General features: G+C 32.9%; 29 protein-coding genes and 1 tRNA gene. 20 read left to right on the top strand and 10 right to left on the bottom strand.

What is annotated here, in order from left to right; all coding sequences use genetic code 11:
- Positions 1-13: 13 nt before the first annotated feature.
- The 4 genes from K5R64_RS05850 (at position 14) to K5R64_RS05835 (ending at position 4,408) form a co-directional block, all read left to right on the top strand.
- A complete protein-coding gene (locus tag K5R64_RS05850; protein ID WP_374758128.1) occupies positions 14-1,381 on the top strand; it encodes an HTTM domain-containing protein in 1,368 nt (455 codons plus the stop codon).
- Complete coding sequence (locus K5R64_RS05845) at positions 1,320-3,797, top strand: TonB-dependent receptor domain-containing protein (protein WP_255580308.1); 2,478 nt, start codon at positions 1,320-1,322, stop codon at positions 3,795-3,797. Before K5R64_RS05850 ends, K5R64_RS05845 begins: the two co-directional genes overlap by 62 nt.
- A gap of 178 nt (positions 3,798-3,975) precedes the next feature.
- Entirely contained in the window at positions 3,976-4,170 is a 195-nt protein-coding gene (locus K5R64_RS05840) for a hypothetical protein (protein ID WP_220761750.1), read from the top strand.
- A 28-nt stretch (positions 4,171-4,198) separates the two neighbouring features.
- The gene (locus K5R64_RS05835; protein WP_220761748.1) at positions 4,199-4,408 is read left to right on the top strand and encodes a hypothetical protein; all 210 of its coding nucleotides are present in this window, start codon (positions 4,199-4,201) and stop codon (positions 4,406-4,408) included.
- Between the two features lie 92 nt (positions 4,409-4,500).
- Here K5R64_RS05835 and K5R64_RS05830 read toward each other — a convergent pair whose 3' ends face one another.
- Both K5R64_RS05830 and pyrF read right to left on the bottom strand, forming a co-directional pair.
- Complete coding sequence (locus K5R64_RS05830) at positions 4,501-5,292, bottom strand: ABC transporter substrate-binding protein (RefSeq protein WP_220761746.1); 792 nt, start codon at positions 5,290-5,292, stop codon at positions 4,501-4,503.
- Between the two features lie 194 nt (positions 5,293-5,486).
- On the bottom strand, positions 5,487-6,299 hold the full coding sequence (pyrF, locus tag K5R64_RS05825) for an orotidine-5'-phosphate decarboxylase (protein ID WP_220761744.1): 813 nt from the start codon (positions 6,297-6,299) through the stop codon (positions 5,487-5,489).
- Between the two features lie 150 nt (positions 6,300-6,449).
- Here pyrF and K5R64_RS05820 point away from each other — a divergent pair, with 150 nt between their 5' ends.
- The 12 genes from K5R64_RS05820 to K5R64_RS05765 all read left to right on the top strand — a co-directional run bounded on the left by K5R64_RS05820 (position 6,450) and on the right by K5R64_RS05765 (position 15,882).
- Positions 6,450-6,917: a Dps family protein gene (locus tag K5R64_RS05820; protein WP_220761742.1), complete on the top strand. Its 468-nt coding sequence runs from the start codon at positions 6,450-6,452 to the stop codon at positions 6,915-6,917.
- A gap of 31 nt (positions 6,918-6,948) precedes the next feature.
- Positions 6,949-7,134, top strand: a complete 186-nt coding sequence (locus tag K5R64_RS05815; protein WP_220761741.1) for a CsbD family protein — start codon at positions 6,949-6,951, stop codon at positions 7,132-7,134.
- A gap of 104 nt (positions 7,135-7,238) precedes the next feature.
- Entirely contained in the window at positions 7,239-8,348 is a 1,110-nt protein-coding gene (locus K5R64_RS05810; RefSeq protein ID WP_220761740.1) for an AI-2E family transporter, read from the top strand.
- A 195-nt stretch (positions 8,349-8,543) separates the two neighbouring features.
- Positions 8,544-9,107, top strand: a complete 564-nt coding sequence (locus tag K5R64_RS05805; RefSeq protein ID WP_220761739.1) for an AraC family transcriptional regulator — start codon at positions 8,544-8,546, stop codon at positions 9,105-9,107.
- 12 nt (positions 9,108-9,119) lie between these two features.
- Complete coding sequence (locus tag K5R64_RS05800) at positions 9,120-9,566, top strand: response regulator (RefSeq protein ID WP_220761738.1); 447 nt, start codon at positions 9,120-9,122, stop codon at positions 9,564-9,566.
- Between the two features lie 3 nt (positions 9,567-9,569).
- Positions 9,570-11,777: a PAS domain-containing protein gene (locus K5R64_RS05795; protein WP_220761737.1), complete on the top strand. Its 2,208-nt coding sequence runs from the start codon at positions 9,570-9,572 to the stop codon at positions 11,775-11,777.
- A gap of 30 nt (positions 11,778-11,807) precedes the next feature.
- Positions 11,808-12,416 (top strand): hypothetical protein, encoded by a 609-nt coding sequence (locus tag K5R64_RS05790; protein ID WP_220761736.1) that lies wholly within the window; start codon positions 11,808-11,810, stop codon positions 12,414-12,416.
- A gap of 5 nt (positions 12,417-12,421) precedes the next feature.
- Entirely contained in the window at positions 12,422-13,390 is a 969-nt protein-coding gene (locus tag K5R64_RS05785; protein ID WP_220761735.1) for a YihY/virulence factor BrkB family protein, read from the top strand.
- Positions 13,391-13,998: 608 nt separating this feature from the next.
- Positions 13,999-14,649: a porin family protein gene (locus K5R64_RS05780; RefSeq protein ID WP_220761733.1), complete on the top strand. Its 651-nt coding sequence runs from the start codon at positions 13,999-14,001 to the stop codon at positions 14,647-14,649.
- A gap of 23 nt (positions 14,650-14,672) precedes the next feature.
- On the top strand, positions 14,673-14,825 hold the full coding sequence (locus K5R64_RS05775; RefSeq protein WP_220761731.1) for a lmo0937 family membrane protein: 153 nt from the start codon (positions 14,673-14,675) through the stop codon (positions 14,823-14,825).
- A 50-nt stretch (positions 14,826-14,875) separates the two neighbouring features.
- A complete protein-coding gene (locus K5R64_RS05770; protein WP_220761729.1) occupies positions 14,876-15,154 on the top strand; it encodes a YtxH domain-containing protein in 279 nt (92 codons plus the stop codon).
- Positions 15,155-15,225: 71 nt separating this feature from the next.
- Positions 15,226-15,882 (top strand): DUF6565 domain-containing protein, encoded by a 657-nt coding sequence (locus K5R64_RS05765; RefSeq protein ID WP_220761727.1) that lies wholly within the window; start codon positions 15,226-15,228, stop codon positions 15,880-15,882.
- A gap of 97 nt (positions 15,883-15,979) precedes the next feature.
- Here K5R64_RS05765 and prfA read toward each other — a convergent pair whose 3' ends face one another.
- Positions 15,980-17,056, bottom strand: a complete 1,077-nt coding sequence (prfA, locus tag K5R64_RS05760; RefSeq protein ID WP_220761725.1) for a peptide chain release factor 1 — start codon at positions 17,054-17,056, stop codon at positions 15,980-15,982.
- A 276-nt stretch (positions 17,057-17,332) separates the two neighbouring features.
- Between prfA and lysA the strand changes: the two genes are divergently transcribed.
- Positions 17,333-18,550, top strand: coding sequence for a diaminopimelate decarboxylase (gene lysA, locus K5R64_RS05755; RefSeq protein WP_220761724.1), 1,218 nt, complete (start codon positions 17,333-17,335; stop codon positions 18,548-18,550).
- A 76-nt stretch (positions 18,551-18,626) separates the two neighbouring features.
- Here lysA and K5R64_RS05750 read toward each other — a convergent pair whose 3' ends face one another.
- From K5R64_RS05750 to K5R64_RS05735, 4 genes are all read right to left on the bottom strand, one after another.
- The gene (locus tag K5R64_RS05750; RefSeq protein ID WP_220761723.1) at positions 18,627-19,469 is read right to left on the bottom strand and encodes a DUF2911 domain-containing protein; all 843 of its coding nucleotides are present in this window, start codon (positions 19,467-19,469) and stop codon (positions 18,627-18,629) included.
- 73 nt (positions 19,470-19,542) lie between these two features.
- Entirely contained in the window at positions 19,543-20,196 is a 654-nt protein-coding gene (locus K5R64_RS05745) for an HAD family phosphatase (RefSeq protein ID WP_220761722.1), read from the bottom strand.
- A 35-nt stretch (positions 20,197-20,231) separates the two neighbouring features.
- Complete coding sequence (locus K5R64_RS05740; RefSeq protein ID WP_220761721.1) at positions 20,232-20,957, bottom strand: ThiF family adenylyltransferase; 726 nt, start codon at positions 20,955-20,957, stop codon at positions 20,232-20,234.
- 22 nt (positions 20,958-20,979) lie between these two features.
- A complete protein-coding gene (locus K5R64_RS05735) occupies positions 20,980-21,639 on the bottom strand; it encodes a TatD family hydrolase (RefSeq protein WP_220761720.1) in 660 nt (219 codons plus the stop codon).
- A 159-nt stretch (positions 21,640-21,798) separates the two neighbouring features.
- Here K5R64_RS05735 and K5R64_RS17150 point away from each other — a divergent pair, with 159 nt between their 5' ends.
- On the top strand, positions 21,799-21,942 hold the full coding sequence (locus K5R64_RS17150; protein ID WP_255580307.1) for an SsrA-binding protein: 144 nt from the start codon (positions 21,799-21,801) through the stop codon (positions 21,940-21,942).
- On the opposite strand, the gene K5R64_RS05730 is transcribed toward K5R64_RS17150, so the two are convergent.
- Complete coding sequence (locus tag K5R64_RS05730) at positions 21,936-22,448, bottom strand: adenine phosphoribosyltransferase (RefSeq protein ID WP_220761719.1); 513 nt, start codon at positions 22,446-22,448, stop codon at positions 21,936-21,938. The two genes, K5R64_RS17150 and K5R64_RS05730, sit on opposite strands and share 7 nt — an antisense overlap.
- A 105-nt stretch (positions 22,449-22,553) precedes the next feature.
- Between K5R64_RS05730 and K5R64_RS05725 the strand changes: the two genes are divergently transcribed.
- Together K5R64_RS05725 and K5R64_RS05720 are read left to right on the top strand one after the other, a co-directional pair.
- Positions 22,554-22,627 (top strand) — tRNA-Arg (locus K5R64_RS05725).
- A 114-nt stretch (positions 22,628-22,741) separates the two neighbouring features.
- A complete protein-coding gene (locus K5R64_RS05720) occupies positions 22,742-24,010 on the top strand; it encodes a site-specific integrase (RefSeq protein WP_220761718.1) in 1,269 nt (422 codons plus the stop codon).
- 166 nt (positions 24,011-24,176) lie between these two features.
- On the opposite strand, the gene K5R64_RS05715 is transcribed toward K5R64_RS05720, so the two are convergent.
- Positions 24,177-24,494, bottom strand: coding sequence for a hypothetical protein (locus K5R64_RS05715; protein ID WP_220761717.1), 318 nt, complete (start codon positions 24,492-24,494; stop codon positions 24,177-24,179).
- Positions 24,481-24,702, bottom strand: a complete 222-nt coding sequence (locus tag K5R64_RS05710) for a helix-turn-helix transcriptional regulator (protein ID WP_220761715.1) — start codon at positions 24,700-24,702, stop codon at positions 24,481-24,483. Before K5R64_RS05710 ends, K5R64_RS05715 begins: the two co-directional genes overlap by 14 nt.
- Between the last annotated feature and the right edge of the window lie 6 nt (positions 24,703-24,708).

Raw genomic sequence — 24,708 nt, 5'->3', positions numbered from 1 at the left:
TTTCATGAATTGAATAAATTTTATGCTATCTAATTATTTCAAACAAAATACATCAGCCGCAACGCTAGCCTTTTATAGGCTAGCGTTTGGTTTAATGATGCTTTTGAGTTTGATTCGGTTCGCGAGTTATGGATGGATTAAAAAATTTTACATTGAACCTCAATTTCATTTTACCTATTATGGATTCGAATGGGTAAAACCTATTGGGATTTATACTTACCTAATCTTTATCGTTTGTGGGATTGCCGCTTTATTTGTAGCAATTGGTTTCCAATACCGATGGGCGATTCTGATTTTCTTCTTGAGTTTTACTTATATTGAACTCATGGATAAAACTACGTATCTCAATCATTATTATTTCATCTCAATAATTAGTTTTGTGCTTTGTTTTTTACCTGCACAAAGTTACTTTTCAGTAGATGCCTATCGCAATGAAAAGATTCGTTTTCAAAAAATCCCAAAATGGACACTTGACATCTTAAAATTATTTTTGGCAATCGTGTATATTTATGCTGGAATTGCCAAACTTAATTCTGACTGGCTTTTTGAAGCAATGCCTCTTAAAATATGGCTTCCAGACAATACCAATCTTCCTGTTTTGGGTTATTTATTAAATCAAACCTGGACTCATTATGCTTTTAGTTGGGTAGGTGCACTTTATGATTTGGTTATCGTTTTTCTTTTGTTAAACAAAAGAACCCGCGGTTTTGGTTTTTTTCTTGTGGTTGTTTTTCATGTACTAACCCGCATCTTATTTCCTATTGGAGTATTTCCCTATGTTATGATTATTAGCTCTTTGATTTTCTTTGAAGCCACTTTTCATAAAAAAATACTACAATGGATAGCTCGTTTGTTTTCATTTGATTATTCCCTTTTTGAAAATGGAAAACATAAGAACCAGTGCTTTTCTCCTACACAACAAATCAAATTAAGTTTTTTGACTTTGTTTATAATGTTTCATTTAGTATTTCCTTTTCGTTATTGGTGTTATCCAAACGAATTGTTTTGGACTGAAGAAGGTTTTCGTTTTTCTTGGCGTGTTATGTTAATGGAAAAAGCTGGATATGCAGAATTTACGGTCAGAGATGCTAAAAACAATAAAAGTATAAGGGTTAATAATGCCCAATTCCTAACTCCTTTTCAGGAAAAACAAATGGCTTTTCAACCTGATTTTATTTTAGAATACGCTCATTTTTTAAGAGATCATTACCAAAAACAAGGATTTGAAAATCCTGAAGTATATGTGAATAGTTATGTTGCCCTTAATGGTAGGTTAAGCCAACAATATATAGACCCAACAATCAATTTAGTAAAAGAACATGAAAGTTTCAAACACAAAACCTGGATTCTTCCATTTAATGACACCATCAAAGGTTTGTAAAGTAATCCTATTTTTTATAATTACTTTAAATAGCCTTGCTCAACATAAAATATCCGGTACCATTACGGATAGTAAAGGAACCAAATTGGGTGCTGTAGAAGTTTTTAACAAAACTACAGGTACCAAAACATTGTCTAAACCTAATGGAGAATTTGAATTTAATTTCAAAAAGCAAGGTAGCTATGACCTTATTTTTTTTAAAAATGGGTATAGCATTTTGGAACAAATTAGCATTACGACAGGAAGTCAATTGACAGTGGTTTTGAACAAAATCAATGATTTATCGGAGGTTATTATTAAGAAACAAAACGACCGATTGTTTTCTATCCGAAAATTAAAAGACATTGAAGGTACTTCAATATTTGCAGGCAAAAAAACCGAAGTTGTAGATGTAACCAAATTAACTGCTAATAAAGCGACTAATAATGCACGTCAAATATTCTCTCAAGTGGTAGGATTGACAATTAATGAAAGTTCAGATGGAGGACTACAACTGAGTATTGGTGGTCGAGGATTAGATCCTAATAGAACTTCTAATTTCAATACCCGCCAAAATGGTTATGATATTAGCGCAGACGTTCTAGGTTATCCTGAAAGCTATTATGCTACGCCAACTGAAGCTTTGGAAGAGATTCAAATTGTACGTGGAGCAGCCGCTTTACAATACGGAACACAGTTTGGTGGACTGGTAAATTTCAAAATAAAATCACCCACTTCAAAACCATTTGAATTGGTTACCCGAAATACAGTAGGCTCTTTTGGTTTGTACACCAATTTTACTTCGGTAAGTGGTACTCATGATAAATTCAGTTACTATTCTTTTTTCAACTACAAAAAAGGAAATGGCTTCAGAGCCAACTCAGATTTTGATAGCCGTAACTATTTTGCTAATTTGAATTACAAATTCAATAACAAAACCTCTTTGCATTTAGATTACACCTATTTTAATTATTTAGCACAACAAGCAGGTGGATTAACCGACTTTATGTTTAATCAAGACCCTACTCAAAGCAATAGAGAACGCAACTGGTTTACTGTAGATTGGAATTTATTTGCTTTGAAATTAGACCATAAATTTGATAACGATGCCGATTTTTCGCTTCAATTATTTGGATTAGATGCTAACAGAAAAGCGGTAGGATATCGTTCAAACAGAGTTTCAAATCCAGATACACCTGGAAGTGTGCGAGATTTACTAGTGGGCGATTTTGTCAATTGGGGAGCAGAAGCACGTTATTTAAAGCGCTATGTCATCAAACAACAAACTAGTGCCTTTTTAATTGGGGGGAAATATTATCAATCCAAAAATACGGGCTTGCAAGGTCCCGGTAGTTCTGGAAGTGATGCTAATTTTAATTTGGCTACAAATGAATTTCCGAATTACCCAAATCAATCTAACTATACTTACCCTAACTTAAACTTATCTCTTTTTGGAGAAAATATATTTAGAGTAAATGCTAATTTATCGATTACCCCTGGATTTAGATTTGAATACATTCGTACTCAAGCCGAAGGATATTATAGGCAAATCAATGAAGATTTAGCCGGAAATGTAATCTTTGACCAAACCCTAACGGAAAACCGCATCAAAGACAGAAACTTTATTTTACTAGGTGTTGGTGTGAGTTATAAACCTGAAAACAAAATTGAATTGTACGGAAACGTTTCTCAAAATTACCGTTCTGTAACTTTTAATGATATTCGAACTGCCAATCCAAGTAGTGCTATTGATGCTAACATTACGGACGAAAAAGGCTTTACCTCAGACATTGGTATTAGAGGTCAAATAGGCGAAAAAATCACCTTTGATACTAGTATTTACGGATTATTATACAATGATAAAATAGCAGAATTTGAAGCTCAAAACCCCAATGGTTCCGCAGCTGTAGTACGCTATCGTTCTAATGTGGGAACCGCGTTGACTTATGGTTTTGAAACTATATTAGACTGGAGCATATCCAGAACGTTCTTTCCTGAAAAAGAAAACATCATTTGGAATGCTTTTTCAAATTTTGCACTTACAAACTCGGAATATTTAAAGTCGGATGCTCCAAACATTGAAGGAAACAAAGTTGAATTTGTTCCTTTAATTAATACGAAACTGGGAACAAGCATTGGATATAAAAACTTTTTATCAAGTGTTCAATTGAGTTATGTTTCGTCACAGTTTACTGACGCTAGCAATAACACTACCAATCCAAATGATAATATTTATGGAATATTTGGTGAAATTCCAGCGCATTATGTTGCTGATATTTCAACTTCTTATAAATGGAAAAATTTCAAATTGGAAGCAGGAATTACAAACTTTACCAATAACAGTTATTTTACTCGTAGAGCCACTGGATATCCTGGACCTGGAATAATCCCGTCTGATAGCAGAACGTTTTACACAACCTTAGAATTTGTATTTTAAGTATTCATTTAAAAGTCAAAAAAAAGACCATTTGCAAATTATATGCAAATGGTCTTTTTAATTTTATAAGAATTAAGCTTATTAACAGTAAATCCTGTAACTTTTAAAATTAATACTGTAAGAAACAAAAAGCTTTCCTTTTTTACCTTTGGATAAATAATTTTAAAAAACTGATAAGATGAATCTTAAAAGAATTTTTGGAAGCATCCTAACCTTATTAGGCATAGGCTCATTAATTTATACGGCAGTGCTCTTTAGTAACACAACCGATAGTACTCACGATATAAAATCTTTAATCATTTATGGAGTGTTAGGACTAATTTTCTTTAGTTCTGGAATTAGTTTAGTACGCACTATTAAAGATGAATCTTAATTTTTGCAACAACTTTAAATCTACTAATATGAAAACAACAGGAATACTACTCGTAATCATTGGAGCGCTAATGATGATTTACACTGGTTTCAATTATGTTACTAAAGAAAAAGTAGTTGACATAGGCCCCATAGAAATCAATCATGAGAAAAATAATCCAGTAAGTTGGTCTCCAATTGTTGGGGCAGTACTTTTTTTAGGTGGGATTGTTATGGTAGCGAAAAGCTCAAAAAAATAATAGCTAAGTTATGACTCTTGAAAGTTAAACTCAAAACTTTCATGTTATAACAAACTAACAAACAAAACATTAAGCATATTTACTTCTAAATCTCATTTAAGATTGGCATGCAGCATTTTAAAATAGTCAAATGCTTTTAACAGCCGGGAGCCGTACCACGAAAACATTTCTCCATCCACCAATACAATGGAAGTGTCGGGAAAAAGAAGTTGTAATTCATGGGCATCCTCTTTTTTGAAGGGATAAGGTTCAGAGGACAACAAAATCAATTCAGGTTTTTCTTGTTCTAATTGTTCTACTGTAATCTCGGGATAACGAGGTGTAGAGGAGAATACATTATCAAAATGATTGAGACTTAACAATTCTTGGATATAATTTGTAGAACCTGCAACCATATAGGGATTTTTCCAAATAAAATACGCTACTTTTTTAACCGGTTGTTTGACGATGAAATACTTAAAATCCTGTAAAGAAAATGCTAGTTTATCCAACCATTTTTTAGCTTCAACACGGCGATTAAAAAGTTGACCAAAGTCAGAAATCATTTGAAAATTATCTTCAATAGTTAAAATATCCGTCACCCAAACTGGACAAATCTCGCTAAGTTTTTCAACAATCTCTTTGGTATTTTCTTCTTTGTTACAAATAATTACATCTGGTTCTAATAGACGTATTTTTTCAAAATGAACCTTCTTAGTCCCTCCTACCTTTGTTTTAGTAGCTTTTAAATAATAAGGATGTACACAGAACTTTGTAATGCCAACCAGATTTTCCTCTAATCCCAAATCACACAATAATTCCGTTTGAGAAGGCACCAAAGAGACTATGCGTTTAGGAGTTTTCTCGAAAGTATGAACGGTGCCAAGCTGGTCAATTAATGTCATTTAAAGAGGGTAATTGGTTAATCGTTCAAGGGTTAACTGGTTAGTTAGATAATCGGTTAATTGGTTAATTGGTTAACTGGTTAACTGGTTAATTGGTCAACTGGTTATTAGAAAAAAATTAAACTTTTAAACAATTAACCGATTAACCTTTTCTACACTTTTAAACTTTTAAACAATTAACCTTTTCTAAACCCCTACCCCATCAAACCTGCCATTTCCTGTTGCATTTTTAACGCTTCGGCTCTTGCTTTTTCAGCAAAATCAGTTCCATTTGAAGCGTAAATAATACCACGAGAAGAATTAATCAACAAGCCTACTTTGTCATTCATACCGTATTGACATACTTCAGACAAACTTCCGCCTTGTGCGCCCACTCCAGGAACGAGTAAGAAACTATCTGGGATGATTTTTCGGATTTCAGTAAAATATTCTGCTTTGGTAGCTCCCACAACATACATCAAATTATGGCTATTTTTCCAAGATTGAGACGTTTCCAATACCCGTTTGTACAATTCTTTTCCCTGCACATCAAGGGTTTGAAAATCAAAAGCACCTTCATTTGACGTCAAAGCAAGCATAATGGTATGTTTATTTTCAAAAGCCAAAAATGGTTCTACAGAATCTTTGCCCATATAAGGAGCAACAGTCACACTATCAAAATTCAAATCTTCAAAAAAGGCCTTGGCATACATAGAAGAAGTATTCCCTATATCCCCACGTTTAGCATCGGCAATGGTAAAAATATCAGGATATTTTTCATTGATATATTCAATCGTTTTTTGTAAAGCCATCCACCCTTTGATACCATAAGCTTCAAAAAAAGCTGTGTTAGGTTTGTAAGCCACACATACATCATGGGTTGCGTCGATGATGGCCTTATTAAATTCAAAAATAGGGTCTTCAAGAGCTAGTAAATGAGGGGGTATCTTGTTGAGATCGACGTCGAGTCCTACGCAAAGAAAAGATTTTTTTTGTTGAATTTGATTGTAAAGTTGTTCTGTAGTCATGTTATAATTGGATTCTGATTGCAAATTTACAAACTAGAATCCATATAAATTGGAATTTTATAATATTCCTAAAAAATTGTATAAAGTGTTTCAGACTCGTTGCCAATACCTTTGTAAGGAACGTTAATGAAACAATTAAAATTAAAATATATGGAACCTAAAATTGGAATCACAAAAAAAGATTTAAATACCAGTATCGATTGTTTAACCGTTGTTTTGGCAAATGAAATGTTGCTGTACGTAAAAACTAGAAAATTCCATTGGAATGTTTCAGGGAACAGTTTCATGGAGTTACACAAACTTTTTGAAGCACATTATACACAGTTAGAACATACCATTGACGAAATCGCAGAGCGAATCAGTAAACTAGGAGCTAAAGCTATTGGAACAATGCAGGAATTCATAGATCATGCTTCTCTTAAAGAAAATCCAAAAACGGTAGAACAAAAAGACATGATACAAGAATTATTAGCGGATCATGAAACCATTTTAAAGGAATTAAGAGATTACATTGAAAAAATGGAGGACACTAATGATTACGGTACAGCTGATTTCTTAACCTCTATTTTGCAACAGCACGAAACACAAGCATGGACTATCCGAAAATATATAAATTAAAAACAATTATTAATATTTAAAATCAATTATCATGAATACTACAGAAATTAAAGGAAATTGGAATGAATTGAAAGGGAAACTAAAACAAAAATATGCCGAATTAACGGACGATGATTTGATGTTTGCCGAAGGAAAACAAGACGAATTATTAGGTCGTTTAGAACAAAAGCTGGGTAAGTCAAAAGACGAAATCAAAAAAATGATTGCCGAGTTGTAAGTCTAACATTTTGTTAGAAAAAACTTGAAGCCTATTGGTTTATAATTCTTACTTTTAAGGATTATAATCAATAGGCTATCTTAGTAACTAAATAAATTACCTTTATGCCAAATAAAAATCATGTTGCACTGGATTTATTAGCGGTTGTTTTAATTGTATTTATGGCTTACATATTACAAGACTTCATTATTCCGCTTTTATTTGCCATTATTTTAAGTGTTTTGATATATCCAATTGTTCAGTATTTTGAATCTCGCTTATGCTTTAATAGGATTATCTCCATCACATTAGCAATAACGATTTTTACAGCGCTCTTGTTGGTCATGTTTGTATTAATAGGAATACAGTTTGATGAAATAATGAGCAAAAGTGATAGTTACTATGCCAAGATAGAACAAAAAACAACCCCTTTATTAGCGGATTTAGAACAATTAATTGGTGTTTCCAGAAAAGATATTGTAGGGAATAACAAACTTGAAGTAAAAGAAATTGTAAAACAAAATTCCAGTAGCATCCTTCAATTTTTGACAAAATCGGGAGGTATATTAAGTGATTTTATATTATCACCATTATATATGTTTTTGTTTTTACTTTATCGAAATTTTTTGGTGAGTTTCCTTTACAAAGCTACTTCAGGTCTTTGTAATAAAGCTAAAACCAGAAAAGTTTTAGGCGAACTATATAAGGTACAGCAAAATTACCTCGTAGGTTTGGTTAGTGTGATGGTAATTGTGGGATTCCTCAATAGTATTGGTTTATTGTTTTTAGGTATTGATTATCCTTTTTTCTTTGGTTTTTTCTGTGCTTTACTACTATTAGTTCCTTATATAGGAATCATTATTGGTTCTTTAATTCCTGCATTAGTAGCATTGGCTACAAAGGATTCCTATTGGTATGCCGTAGGAGTTATTGGGATTTTTGGTTTTATACAATTTATAGAAGGTAATTTTATAACGCCTAAAATTACTGGAAATAAAGTTTCGCTAAATGCTTTTGTTTCCATTTTATCTATCGTTCTTTTTTCGATGCTTTGGGGAATTCCAGGAATGATTTTGGCCTTGCCTATTACGGCATCGTTAAAAGTGATTTTTGACAATTCAACCCATCTTCAAGCGGTTGGTTTTTTATTAGGTGAAGCAAAAGAAAAATATTTTAGTAATAAAGCCAAAAACCGATTAAAAATTTGGAAACGATTACGAAAATTAAAAGTATAGCTCTTTCCTAGATGATTTAGAAAAACGAAATTTATTTACACATACTAAGTCAATCAATTAAGGAAATTTTATAATAATTACATTTATTATTAAGCATACAAAAGCGTATTTTAGCAAAACAAAAATGACGAATAATGAATAAATCAACCATTTTCATAAAATAACGTTATTCAATTCGTATCAAAATAGACATATATGAAGGTATTTATAAAATTTGATTTTAATACTATTTGCAATAGAGTGCTAGAAGAAAAACTAAAAGAATCTGAAATTAAGTATCGGATTTTAGGGTTTGGTGAGGTCGAATTTTTAGAAAAAATAGCACCTGAAAAATGGGAACAGTTCACCCAAAACATCCATTCCTATGGTATCGAAATTGTTGAAAATCAAAAAACCATTTTGATTCAAAAAATAAAAGATGCTATTATCGAAATGGTCTTTAATGACGAAGCCAATGTATCTGTGAAAAGTTCTGTGTATTTAGCCGAAAAACTTAATCATAGTTATGGCTATTTATCCAATTTATTTTCTGAAGTTACCTATACTTCTATTGAAAATTTCATCATTCTACAAAAAATAGAATACACGAAACAATTGATTATCAACAACCAATTGTCTTTGACCGAAATTGCCTTTAAGTTGAACTATTCGAGTGTATCCCATTTGAGTTCACAATTTAAAAACACCACTGGACTGACACCTTCAGCCTTTCAAAGAATTATCAAAAAAAGAAGAGAACTAGCTACCAACAATTTTTAACTACAATAAACAATGCAACAAGACCATATTATTATTACGCTGGCTGATGATGACGAAGACGATAGGTTATTTTTCACAGATGCTTTTGACGAACTCAAAATCAATACCATTGTTAATACCGTAAACAACGGAAAGGAATTATTGAATTATTTGAACCATCCCGATACGAGATTGCCTAATATTATCTTTTTGGATTTGAATATGCCCATCATGAACGGTATTGATTGTTTGAAAGAAATTAAAAAAAACGAACAGTTTAAAGATATTGCTATCGCTATTTATTCGACCTCTTCTTCAGAGAAAGATATCGAAAATACGTTTGTATTAGGTGCCAATATCTACATCAAAAAACCTAGTAATTTTTCGGAATTAAAAAAGATATTGTCTGATGTAGTTGTTATCAACTGGCAATATCATACCAATAGTTTGAACAAAGAAAACTTTTTACTTCGCTTATAATTTATGAAGGATAACAAGTATAAATCGTCTATTTACCATAAGATTATATTTGCGATAAGCTTAATCGTATTGTTGTTCATAGGCGTCATTACCGTTAAACACATCAATAACATCTCTGATTCCTCCAGATTACTCATGCATACCTATGAAGTCAATTTGGAGTTAGAGCATTTATTTTCCTATATCAAAGATTCAGAAAACAGCATGCGTGGGTATTTAATCTCAAAAGACACTCTTTATCTTAAACCCTATAGAACAGCTACAAAAAACGTAAACAACTCTTTTTTGTTATTGAATAATTTGACGAAAGACAATCCCATCCAACAAAAGAATTTGGAATCCTTATATGGTATTGTCAATAAGCGTTACGAATACATCTCTAATTATGCCGATGCAAACCATAGTATTGATCTAACCAAAGACAATCATTTCAAAAAAAATTTTCGTGAAAGCAGTACCTTATTGGTCGAAATTAGAAATAAGCTGAATGAAATGGTTGCATTAGAAGAATTGTTTCTAAAAGAACGAAATAAGCTCTATCAAAGTCAAATCTACCTTACACCTATTTTAACACTTAGCATTTTGTTTCTTACACTTATGGTATTGGTTTTTGCGTATTACCAAACCAATAAGGACGTCGAAAAATTGCAAGCAGCTAACATTAAATTAAGTAAATCCCAATTTTTAAGTTATCAAGCAGAAATTCTGTCTGAATTTGGAACCTGGGAATGGAACTTAAACAATAACAGCCTGAGCTTTTCGGATAATTTATATCGAATATTAGGCGTCGAACCGCAGTCTTTTGAGGCTTCTGAAGAATCATTTTTGAAATTTGTACATCCAGAAGATATCGAAGTCGTTAAAGACACCAATAAAAAAATTGTAAACCAAGAAGAGGTTCCTTATACCTATTTCCGAATCATTAAAGCCGACGGAACTCCAAGACTACTAAGAGCTACAGGTAAACTCTTTACAGACCGTTTAGGGAATCAAACGGTATTAGGTGTGACAGAGGACATCACCGTGGAAAATGACAAAACCGAACTACTCAAAAGCAATTATGAGGATTTAATTAAAGCTAATAACCACCTTAAAATTTTTGAAGAATCGAGCAAGCAAGCTGAAATATTAGGCAAATATGGCAGTTGGGTTCTTAATTATGATACCTTAGAATTTACATATTCGGATAACCGATTTCGATTATTAGGTTTTGAACCTCAAGCTTTTAAACCTTCTATAGAAAAATTTGTTGAGTTTGTTCATCCAGAAGACAAACACATTGTGATCAATGCACTTGATAAGGCGCAAAAAGAAAAAAAATTCCCTACTATCAATTACCGCATCATTAGAAAAGATGGTAAAATTAGAAGATTTAGAACCAATGCCACTTCATTTATCGACTTTTTAGGTGCCAAATGTATGATTGGTACTACCCAAGATGTTACCGTGGATTACAACAAAAGTTTACAGCTAAAAGCTCGTAACAAGGAATTGGAACAAAAAATTAACGAACTCAATGAGTTCAACCATGTTGCTAGTCATGACTTGCAAGAGCCGCTTCGTAAAATTCAAACTTTCATTTCTCGTATCAACGATAAGGAAACCAATAACCTATCCGATTTTGGGAAAGAGTATCTCTCTCGTATTGAATCGGCATCCGTTAGAATGCGAGTACTGATCAATGATTTGCTACAATATTCACGAACAAATAAATCCGAAAACAAATTAGAAAAAGTGGATTTGAATATCGTTTTGCAAGATAGCTTAACCGAATTATCCCAAAAAATTGAAGACACACAAGCCCGTATCCACTATACTGATTTACCAGAAATCAACGGACTTCAATTTCAAATGCAGCAACTGTTTTACAACTTATTAAGTAATTCTTTGAAATATGCCAAAGAGCAGGTCATTCCAGAAGTTTCCATTTCTTATACTGAAGTCATGGCTAAAACAGAACTTCTTTTGAAAGAAAAACAAAACAAAAAGTACTACAAATTTGAGTTCACAGATAACGGAATCGGATTTGAGCAAGAACACGCTGAAAAGATTTTTTTACTTTTCAATCGTCTGCATGGTAAAACGGAATACCAAGGAACAGGTGTAGGATTAGCTATTTGTAAAAAAATAATCGAAAATCATAATGGATTTATTTTTGCAACTAGTGAGCCAGAAGTTGGCACTACATTTACCTTTTATATCCCCGCGTAAGCCCAAAATGGAAATTATATAAAGTCTGCATTGAATCATGTAAATCAAGCATCTCATTGTTTCTTTAATTTTGTAAAAAATGCAACTATGAAAAAAAGACTCCCTTTTAAAATACTCATCGGTAGTCTATTCTTAATTTTAGTTTTTGGCTCAATATATTCTTGTTTTAAACAAAGAAAAGATTTTGGTGAATTTGTTTTTCAAGAACCCACTCATGATGTAAATTCCACAATGGACTTTAATAATTTGGCGTGTTTAAATGAGTCGAACAAAAAGATTATCGACATCAGTACCTTGATTTTTAATCAAAATAAAAAAGTTCCACATCTTGCACTTGTTCTAAAGATTAAGAAAAATCATGAAAACAACAATTTCCTTTTAAGAGAACTTACTAAAAGGAATATGATTGTAATACCAAAGCCCATTTATCATTTGAATTTAGATAAAAAAGCCTTGGGAAATAAAGATTCAACTTCTTATTTGGTACAAATTTTAAACCAAGAAATTGATATTCAACTTGAACTTTTAAGCACTATAAAAAGTACAACGTTTAATCCAGAACTTAAAGCATTTGCTGAAAAAACAGAAAAAATCGTAATGCAAAACAGCAAAGATTTAAAAAGCAATTTTAAACTTTAATTCAAATGAAAACGGTTCAGCCTTATTTACAAACATTATGGACGGTCTTAAAACAGAGCGTCAATTGTTTTTTGGAACATAAGGCAATGAAAATGAGTGCATCTTTGGCTTATGTTACCATGTTTTCATTAGGTCCCTTATTGTTGGTTATACTCTATTTATCCGATTTCTTTTTAGGAAGAAAAGCAATTGAAGGGGAAATATTTAGTCAAATAAAAAGTTTTGTTGGACCATCTAGCGCACAACAAATTCAAACTATTATCGAAAATTTATCATTATCCGATGACGGAAATTTTGCAGGTATAATCGGGATGGTGACGTTACTTATAGGGGCTACATCCGTATTTGCTGAAATACAGGATTCCATTAATACCATTTGGGGAATTCAACCCAAAAAAAAATCGGGTTTCTGGCTGTATCTTAAATCCCGTTTGTTATCGTTTGGAGTTATCGGAAGTTTTGGTTTTATTCTTCTGGTTTCCTTAGGAGTATCAGCTATTATGGATACTTTAAGTGACCATCTCTTTTCAGCCTTATCCGATGTGTTTTATTACCTAGTTTATACAATTAATAGCCTAATCACTTTTGCCATTATATCCTTATTATTTGGTTCGATTTTCACTATTTTACCAGATGCTGAAATCAAATGGCGTCAAGTGAGACTGGCTTCTTTTACAACTGCCATTTTATTTATGATTGGTAAGTTTTTGATCTCTTTTTATATAGCCAATTCTAACATTCAAAACGTATATGGCACAGCAGGTTCTTTTGTAATTATTATGGTATGGGTTTATTATTCTTCTTGCATTTTATATTTTGGAGCCGAATTTGCTAAAAATTATGCACTTCAATATTCGACTCCAATTGTCCCTTCCAAATTTGCAGAAATAGTCCATGCTGTAACTGTTACTTCTAAAGAAAAAAATCTTCAAGACGCCCAAAAAGAGATAGATACTCTGTCTAAAAACGTATAAAGGATTTGCCTAGAGCATATTCAGTTGCCATCAACAAATTGATTATCATTAGTATAAAACAAGACTTCGAAAAGTTCAGCCTGATAGGCGTATAAAAAAACTAGTTATTACCTTAAATAGTTCCAGCCTTCATTACTACAAATAGATTGTGGTTTATTCCTAAAAAAAGTTAATAGCTTACAGTAATTTTTTTTTGTTCTAATACGCTGCGAATAAATTTCCAAAACCCATTGTATTGACACAATCTTAATAAAAAGATGCTTTTTTGGACTTATAAAAATTTCATACCACAGTTTTCAAATTTTAAAAAATTATTAGTAATACAAAATTTGTGAATTTGTGGTTAAATCCATTTTCAACCTTGGAAACTTTAAGTCAGCGAATCATTCCATGAATTTCAAATCCATAGTGGTTTAGTTAAATACATCCGACATACCTAATTGTTTTTTTTAACTAACACCCAACATTATTTTACTTCTTATTATACTTGATTTGTTTGTTTCTTTTACTAAATGGAAATTCTATAAAACATCGCAAATATCTTATAACAGGTTAGGCTTCTTCTTGTTGCATCTTTGTAATGTAGAAACAAATAAATATATATTCTTATGAAAAATCCAATTAGAACAATAGCAGCCCTAACTTTATTTATTGGCTTAGGAACATCTCAAATGAAGGCACAAGTTAACAACGGTACCCCACAATTTGGTATCAAAGGTGGTGTAAACTTTTCCAACATGTACACTGAAGATGTGGATGATAACAATGTATTGACCAGTTTTAATGCCGGTATTTATACTTTGATTCCAATAACAGATTTTGCTGCTTTCCAACCAGAAGTTCTGTTTAGTCGTAAAGGTTCAGAATTGACTTATGACAATGTAATTGCTTCAGGTAAAGCCAAATTCAAATTGAATTATATCGAAGTTCCTTTACTAGTAAAAGGAAATTTAACTAAGAATTTAAGTGTGCACGCTGGTCCTTATTTTGCTTACTTAATCGATGCTCAAGTGACTAATGAAACTAGTGATGGATCGTACAACTTTGAAGAAAATTTCGACAATGATGATTTCAACAAATTTGATGCAGGTTTATCAGCAGGTATCGGACTTGACTTTGATACAATTGGATTTGGTGCACGTTATAACTACGGTTTAACTACGGTAGGTAAAGAAAGAGATTCAGGTACTGGAACATATACTTTTCCTGATGGAAAAAACAGTAATGTAAGTGTGTACATGACTCTAAAACTGAATTAGTAACTTCTTAAAAAATAGAAATCATGTCTAACTTATTGTATTTAATCGCAGTAGTACTTATTATATCATGGCTATTAGGCGTTTTTGTCTATAGTGCGGGCTCTTTAATTCACTTACTTTTAGTAATTGCATTAATTGCCATTATACTAAGACTAATCAAAGGTAAAGGAGTATAAAAGAACATAAAACAACAATAACAAAAACAATTTAAAATCAATATTATATTATGGAAACGAATAAAACAATTATCGGAATATTAGCTGCAGCTGCAGTAGGTGCAACATTAGGAGTATTATTTGCCCCAGACAAAGGAACAAATACCAGAAAAAAAATTGCTAAAAAAACAGCAGACACCAAAGAGGAAATTAAAGGTAAAATTGATCAATTGAAAGAAACACTTTCTGAAAAATACAATGCCGCTCTTAAAAATGGTGAAAGAATTTTGGAGAACGGGCAAGCTGAAATGGCTAACATCAAAAACATCAATGAAAAGACTATTTTATAGTCTTTTCATTGAATACCATAGCATACAGTTATAAACTGTAAATAATTTTACTAATTTAAAAAAAGAAGAAAATGAAAAAAATAACATTTTTAATCGCAATAGCCAGTACAGGAATTGTTTTAACTTCCTGTAAAGATGAACACCAGCAACAAGCAGAGCAAAAATTAGATTACTACACGCAATACATTGATTCTGTAAGCGGTGTTGCCGAAGACAAAGCAGCAGCCAATTGGGACGCTATTGAAGAAAAATACAACAATGCCAAAATGGAAGTAGAAAGCTCGATTGCTACTGCTAGTGACAAAATGGCTCTTCAAGAAAAAATGGACAAAGCATCCATGAAATACGAAGAATTTAAGACGAAAATCGTTTCTCAAAAGGAATTGGCTAATAACAATAAAGGTGCATTGCATCAATCTCTTTTAGGTCCTGCTTATGTAAACGATGATATGCAATTTAACTGGGTAACTAAAGACAATATCCTTTCGGTTTATGACAATTTTGTAACGACAGTACAAAAAAACAAAGACACTTATTCTCGTGAAGATTGGGACGAAATCAAGTTAGTGTATGAAGCGCTTGACACCCGAAAAAATACTGTTGAAAAAGAAGGTCTTTCGGCAGAAGATAATCGTAAAATTGCAGCATTGAAAGTAAAATTTGCTCCAATGTACACTGTTAATCGTATGGGTGCAAAATCGGAAGAAAATGCTGCAGCAAAACAATAATTAAGCCTATTGCCAAATAAAATAAGCTAATAAATACAATGCCCCCAAATAGTTAGATACTATTTGGGGGCATTTTTTTATATAAATTCAGAGAAAATTAAAAAACTTCACTCGCTTCTTTTAATTTCTCCATATTGTTTACTAATTGCAATTCGTCAATAATTTTTTGAATATCACCATTCATAATGTTGCTTAATTCATATAACGTCAGTCCAATACGGTGGTCGGTAACACGACCTTGTGCATAATTGTACGTACGGATTTTTGCCGAACGGTCTCCTGAACTTACCTGAGATGAACGTTTGGAAGCGTCTTCCGCCTGTTTTTTAGCTAATTCTTGCTCGTACAAACGAGAACGTAATACCTCTAAAGCTTTGTCTTTATTCTTATGTTGTGATTTTTGATCTTGACATTGCGCTACTAATCCAGTAGGAATGTGTGTCAAACGCACAGCCGATTTAGTAGTATTTACTGATTGTCCACCAGGTCCTGAAGAACAGAACAAATCAATACGTACATCGTTCATGTCAATTTGCACATCAAACTCTTCGGCTTCAGGCAATACCATTACAGTAGCAGCTGATGTATGCACACGTCCTTGTGTTTCGGTTTGAGGAACACGTTGTACACGGTGCACTCCTGCTTCAAATTTCAAAGTCCCATAAACATCCTCACCCGTAACTTCAAAAATGACCTCTTTGAAACCACCAGATGTACCTTCATTCATATCCACTACTGAAGTTCTCCAGCCTTTGCTTTCACAATATTTGGTGTACATACGGAATAAATCACCAGCAAAAATACTTGCTTCATCCCCACCCGTTCCAGCACGAATTTCCACCATCACATTTTTAGCATCTTCAGGATCTTTAGGAATTAACATGAATTTGATTTCTTCCTCCAATTCTGGCAATCGTTCTTTTGCTTCATCGAGTTGCATCTTGGCCATTTCCGTCATATCCGGATCACTCCCATCAGCAATAATTTCATTTGCTTCATCAATATTAGCCATCAAAAGGACATATTCGTCTCTTTTTTCCGCTAGCGCTTTCAAATCTTTATATTCCTTATTAAGCTGTACATATCGTTTTTGGTCAGCAATCACATCTGGTTGAATAATCAAATCCGAGATTTCATCAAAACGTTGCTTTACTACTTGAAGTCTATCTAACATATCGTTATATCCTTATATTTGGAGTGCAAAAATACAAAAAAGTATTCAGTTTTCTTCTTTCCTTGTTTCAGTTTTTTTAAGAGGCCCACTTAGCCTTTATTCAGGATGTTTTTTGCTCAATACAACTTCATTATCTCCACCTAAGTATTTACTCTTCTCTTTACTTGCTTGCACTAATCTATTACAAAACAAACATTTTGTTATATTTTGTTAGAATTAATGAAATTTATTGTAAAACCAATAAAGAGTAATAAATTTGCTTAAAAAAAAATTAAAATGCAACCAAAAGACTTACTTCAACTCTCAGAACAATTTGGCACACCGCTTTATGTTTATGATGCCGAAAAAATAAAATCACAATACAATCGCTTAACCAAAGCCTTTTCTAAAGTCGAAAAATTACGAATCAATTACGCTATGAAAGCGTTATCTAATGTGGCTATTCTACAATTGTTAGAAGGAATGGGTTCTGGATTAGACACTGTTTCTATTCAAGAAGTACAATTAGGGCTTCATGCAGGATATGCTCCTGAGCGTATTTTTTATACACCAAACGGAGTTTCACTTGAAGAAATTGAAGAAGTGAATGCTTTAGGGGTACAAATTAATATCGACAATCTTTCTATATTAGAGCAATTTGGTGCTAAGCATCCTGATGTTCCTGTTTGTATTCGTATCAACCCTCACGTAATGGCAGGTGGTAATGCCAATATTTCAGTAGGTCATATCGATAGTAAATTTGGAATTTCAGTACACCAGTTACCACATTTAGTTCGTATTGTTGAAAATACCAAAATGAACATTGTAGGTATTCACATGCATACAGGTTCAGACATTTTAGATATTGAAGTGTTTTTATATGCTGCCGAAATTTTGTTTGATGCGGCTAGACATTTCAAAAATTTAGAATTCTTAGATTTTGGTAGTGGTTTTAAAGTACCTTACAAAAAAGATGATATCGAAACTGATATTGAAGAATTAGGTAAAAAACTATCCAAAAGATTCAATGAATTTTGTGAAGAATACGGCAAAAACTTAACGCTAATCTTTGAACCAGGTAAATTCTTAGTAAGTGAAGCTGGTCAGTTTTTAGTAAAAGTTAACGTTATTAAACAAACGACTTCAACGGTTTTTGCTGGAATTGATAGTGGATTCAATCATTTAATTCGTCCGATGTTTTACGGTTCTCAACACCACATTGAAAACATTTCGAACCCAAAAGGTAAAGAACGTTTTTATTCCGTAGTGGGATACATTTGTGAAACGGATACTTTTGCTAACAACAGACGTATTGCCGAAATCAAAGAAGGTGATATCTTAAGCTTTAAAAATGCAGGTGCTTATTGTTTCTCAATGGCCTCTAATTACAATTCAAGATACAAACCAGCCGAAGTTTTATGGATGAATGGACAAGGGCATTTGATACGTGCTCATGAAACATTTGAGGATTTAATCAAAAACCAAATCGGTTTGCCTCAAACAGCTTCAATTTAAGCATCTTAATCCTCATAACAAGAAAGCCGTCTCTAAAATAATGGAGACGGCTTTCTTATTATATAGGTTTTGGTGATTATTTACTCCACTCGTTAATACTATCTTTATTTAGCTTAACATAATCTTGATTACCTGCTTTTTCAGCAGCAGCCATGGAAAGCTTTGCTGTTTCAATTGCACCATTTTTATCCCCTTTTTTAGCTTGAACTAATGATTTTAATCGCAAATAAAAGAAAGGTTTTTCAGGAGTTAATTCCAATGCTTTGTCAATAAATTTCTCCGTTTTTACAATATCTCCATTCGTTTGATAATAATATTGTGCCGCTGAATAATAATCAGCGCCCGAAGGCCCCGCTAATACTTTTTCGATACTAGCCATAGCTTTTTTCTCTGTGGGCACTTCAAATTTTAAAGTAACAAACGAATGTTCCCAAGCAATATCTAAGTTAGCCGAATTGGTATCCAATGCACTAATCCCAATAGTAAACGTTTCTATTGAATACGGAAGCGCAATTTCCTTTGCTTTGGCTTTCAGAGCCACATTAGCTTCATCAAATTCTTTAGGTGTTCCCCAGTTATCAGTTGTTTTGTAAAAAATGACCTCCCAAGATTGAATATTTGGAATGGTGTATAAGGCATATTTACCCTTTGGCAATTTTTTCCCATCAATAACTACATCATCACTGAAACTGATGGTCGTATTTTCATTGGCACCTGTTCTCCATAATTTTCCAAACGGAACCAGATTACCGTAAACATTTCGACCTCTTGCTGACGGACGACTGTAAACAATTTCGACATCTGTAAGTCCTACTTGTTGATTGATCACTGCCTTAGGACTTTGTTGTGGGGTTTTTATTTGTGCTTCGATTGTAAATTGCGATAATACAAGCACGAAGGCTATCCATATATTTTTCATTTCTTTAAATTTTATTTTCAAAAATACGAAATCCAAAAAGGTTTCGCTGTTAAAGATTCCCTAAACCCCTGGATTAAAATAAAGACACTGCAGCATGATTCAATTCGTCAAAATGACTAATAACACGATCGGCCAAATCTAAATTTTGATCTTTTGAATGCGCACTTTTGTACCCTACACAATAAATCCCAGCTGCTTTAGCTGCTTTCACTCCATTGGTACTGTCTTCAATTACAATACAATTTTCTTTTGGTGCCATCGAAAGCGATGCTGCATGCAAAAAAATGGCAGGATCTGGTTTGGATTGTGGAAAATCTTCGCCACTTACAATATGTGAAAAATAGGGATGCAAATTAAAACGAGTAAAAACTCTTTCTATTGTTACTTTAGAAGCAGAGGAAGCCAATATCAACTGCATGCCGTTATGATAAAAATCTTTAATCAATGCCTCTACTCCATCCAATAGTTGTAAATCTTCTTTGGTATCAAATGCGTCATTAAACAAGGCTCTCTTTCTAAGAATCATTGCTTCTACATCCTGTTTTAAACCAAATTGCTCTTTAAGTTTTTGATACGTATTACGAGTTGAAAGTCCTGTAAATGTGGTGTATAAATTTTCAGAGACTTCAATTCCTAATTCTTTAAAATGTTGAAAATAGGCATAACGATGTACCGGTTCAGTATCAACGATTACACCATCCATGTCAAAAATGATTGTTTTTATCATTATATTTTAAGTTTTTCTAGCTTAACGCTATTGTATTAATTTTTAGTATCCGATAGCAAATGTCTAATAACTGTTTCAGCAGCATGCAAACCAAATAATCCAGGCATGTAGCTATTTGTACCGTAAAACGATTTTTTAAAATTAGATCCATCGGTCTTTTTAACACTATCGTAATCTGGTTTTTCAACAGAAAAAACGGCTTTTACCCCTTTACTAACACCCATTTTTTTCAAACGCTTACGAACAACTTTGGCCAAAGGGCAAACATCTGTTTTACTGATGTCTTTTACCACCACTTTACTAGCCATCATTTTACCACCAGCACCCATATTGGAAATAATTTTGACCCCTTTTTTCTTTGCACTTACAATTAAATTAAGTTTTGGAGTGATGCTATCAATACAATCCAATACATAATCGTATTCTTTTGAAACCAATTCATACGCTCTTTCAGGCGAAAGGAATTCTTTTATCCTTATTAAATTTAATTCTGGATTGATATCCATCAATCTATTGCCAACAATTTCTATTTTAGGTAAACCTACTGTTGAATGTAAAGCCGGTAATTGTCTGTTAATATTGGTAATATCGACAACATCGCCATCTACGATAGTCATCTTCCCTACTCCAGCTCTAGCTAAAAATTCAGCTGCAAATGAACCTACTCCTCCTAAACCTACGACCAATACGTGGGCATTTTGTAATTTTTCTAATCCTTCTTTTTTAAACAAAAGCTCAGCTCTCTCTGTCCACTCTGCCATAAATATTCTATTTATTAATTAGCTATTTTGATTTTTCTATAAAAACGTTTGTATAATTTTTTGTGAAGAGTTCCTGCATCTCAACTCCTGATTTCCCTTTATATTGAGCCGCTAATGCATAGACTTCCTGAATAGTTTCATCGACCATAGTGTCTGTTTCTAAAAAAATGCGGTCATCAGGAACTGATTTGAAAACTGTTTCCATTTTTGGCTTTTTCAATAAATCTTTACCAAAAGAAAGATAAAAGCCAGCCGCTACCAATTGTTTGGCTAATGGTTCACTTTTAGTAAATCCATGAATGATAACAGGCACTGTAAGTTTCATTTTCTTGTGTGTTGCTATCAATTCGTCAAAAGCAGCTACACAATGTACTATCACAGGTTTGTTGTACTGTTGTGCTAATACCAATTGTTTTTCAAAGACCACTTGCTGCAAAGCGAGGGGTATTCCTATTTTTTTATCCAATCCACATTCGCCCAATGCCAAACAACTTTTATCTTGCAGTTTTTTTGTAATAAAATCCAAATCGAATTCAAGTCGGTTTTCCTCAATATACCAAGGATGTATTCCTATGGAATAAGCCGTAACAGCGTCTTTAAAATCCCATGGATATTGATTTACCACCTCAATTATTTGAGGATGATTTGTAATGGTATGCGTATGTATATTCAAATAGGTCATTATTTTCTCAAATCCAGTAGCAAACGTTTACCAAACTCTTAAACACGCTTCATATTTATTTTGCAAAAATAGGGTAAAACTAGTAAAGACACAAAGAGAACATTTCCAAGGGTTAACCAAAAGGATTCGTGTTAAAAAGTGTACCTTTATCACAAAAAAATGTTTCGAATTCTCGCCCAATTAAACAAGTTGCTACTGCCCAGTTTTACCAAACAAGGTTTGGAGATTTCCAAAGCAAAAAAATGGCAGTTGGCTCTCATTGGTTACCGCTATTATGTTACTGTAAGAGCAATCCATCAATAAGAAATCGCTGCAAATACCTTTTGATTATTGAATTTTTCTCTCCCTTTTAAAAATGAAATTTCCATTAAAAAATTCAACTGTACGATTTCACCTCCTAATTGCTCTACTAGTTCACAAACGGCTTTAGCTGTTCCTCCTGTAGCCAATACATCATCATGTATCAATACCCTATCTCCTTTTTGGATGGCATCTTTATGAATCTCAAGCGTATCAGTACCGTATTCTAAGGCATACGAAGCCGCAATCGTTTCATAAGGCAACTTATTCGGTTTACGTACAGGGACAAAGCCAGCTCCCAGTTCTTGAGCCAACAACATTCCAAACAAAAAACCACGACTTTCGGCTCCTACAACTTTATCAACAACAGTCCCATGCAAAGATGCTGCTAATATTTGAACACATTCCTTAGTCGCTTTTGGATCCAAAAGCAACGGAGTAATATCTTTGAACAAAATTCCTTCTTTTGGAAAATCCTGAATATCACGTATATAATTCTTAATTGACATTATTTTTAATTTTTATTTAAATTTAGGCTTGCAAATTACACATTTATCTTTATATTTGCACCCGCAATCACGTTATGACAATCACGATTTCATAACCATCGCATTGGCCTCGTGGCGCAACTGAATAGCGCATCTGATTACGGCTCAGAAGGTTACTGGTTTGAATCCAGTCGAGGTCACAAAGCTCTAAACCCACTCCCAACAAGGGTTTAGAGCTTTTTTTTAAAAATATCTTACGGCTTGTAATTACTTAATCGGCAACCCTAACGGCAACCCTTCATGTAATTACTAAAATGGCAAAATCACTATTATTTGACTGTTCCTACTCCGAAGTGTGGGTTCATCCAGAAAATTGGAAAACTCTAACCTCCAAAAAAAGTTTAGATCTAAACTGGTATGTGGAATGTAAATTCTACGATCCTGTGTTTAAAAAGAAATACCCAAAAGGATTTCCTTTTAGAAAAAAACTAAATCGTTTTAAAACCCTTGAAGAACGAAAAGAAGCTATTGAAATACTTCTAAAAGAAATCCCTATTCTATTTGAAGACAAAGGTTGGAATCCTATTACTAAAAAATTCATGATTCCTGAAGAAAAAGAGGTTGTTCCTGATACTCTTAACCCTAATCTACCAGTAATGAAAGCTTTTCGCTTGGCTCATGCTCAAATCAAAGCTTCTGATAAGCATGTGAACCAAATTCGATTTGCTTTGAATAGATTTGAAAAAGCGATAAACGAATTGAAGTACCAGGATATAAAAATTATTGATTTCAAGCGTAGCCATTTAAAAACTACCCTGGACCACATAAACCTAAGTGATGATTATTACAATAAATTCAGGGCATATTTTTCATCCTTATTTTACGAGCTACTGGATTATGATTGTGCTGAAAGCAACTATGCACGAGATCTGAGAAAAAGGAAAACAGTTAAAAAAATACGTGATGTTTTAGAAATAGATACCTTGAAACAAATCTTATCATTTTTAAAGATTAAATATCCTGAATTCTATAATTACACGAATTTATTTTTCTATTCCGGTGCAAGGAGTTCGGAATTATTTAGATTGAAAGCTAAAGATGTTGACTTAAATAATCAGGAATACAAAGTAACCATTCAAAAAGGAACTCGATATATTGAGACAACCAAAATAATATTGCCAAATGCTATTCGTTATTGGGAAAAAGCATTGCTAGGAGCAAAACCGAATGAGTACTTATTTAGTAAAAATTTAGTTCCAGGAGACGAAATGGTAAATCCTGATAGAATCACCAGAAGATGGAAATCACATGTTAAAAACAAACTTTTAATTAAAGATGGCCAGATTTATGAAAAATCAAAAATATTGGATTCTTTGTCAAAATACGAACCCATAACGGCTGATTTTTACGCTTTGAAACATTTATTTTTAGACATTGTAGATGAAAAGTCAAATAGTACTGTTTCATCGCAACTGGCCTCTCACACTTCGTCTAACATCACAAACAAAGTTTACTTGGTAGGCAAGAAAAAGAGAGAGAACGAAGCTTTGAAGAAAATTACAATAAATGTTTTGAATGCTTAAATTTGAATATATGCAAATATTAGAAATTATAATATCGATAGCGGTTTTTGTTTTGGTTGGCAGGTTAGTTTGGGAGTGGATTAACAGCCATCCAAGCGACAAATACCACAATGATAGCTGGAAAAGAAAAAAAAATAAAAGTGGTCGTTTTTGACCACTTTTTCTATTATTCCTCCTGACTATCTTCCCAGATAAAATAATCCTCCAGGTACTTCCACGCAGCTTTCAAAACCTTATCTGCATTGTAATCTGTATCTTCACAATTATTCTGTACAAAAACACCAAACCAATTTTCGTCCAAATATTCAAAACGGTCTTGTTTGCCTGTAAACTGAAAATCCTTGAAATCATCCACATTGATGAATTCAATAAGTGATAAACTTGGTCGATGGTAGATCCAAATCCTATCGTCATTCTGGGAACCATCTTTAATTACCACCTCACAAAACAAAAAGTCTGGTTGTTTTAAATCAAATTTTTTCATTACCAATAATTAAAGGGATTTCTAATTTTTCTAAAATAACATACAATTGTGCAGCATTTGGAGAGTATCTCGCATCCTCTACACGGATAATCGTACTGCGACTCACTCCTACTTCGTTAGCCAGTTCTTCTTGTGTCATGCCTTTTTTCAATCTTGCTGCCCTGATAATTTCGGCAACTTTTACTTCTTTTTCTCTTGGTTTATCCATGGTTAT

It is taken from the genome of Flavobacterium sp. UMI-01, assembly GCF_019656315.1.
Taxonomy (GTDB): domain Bacteria; phylum Bacteroidota; class Bacteroidia; order Flavobacteriales; family Flavobacteriaceae; genus Flavobacterium.
The sequence above is the reverse complement of the archived record's forward strand: the minus strand, read 5'-3'. Positions and strand labels throughout refer to the sequence as shown.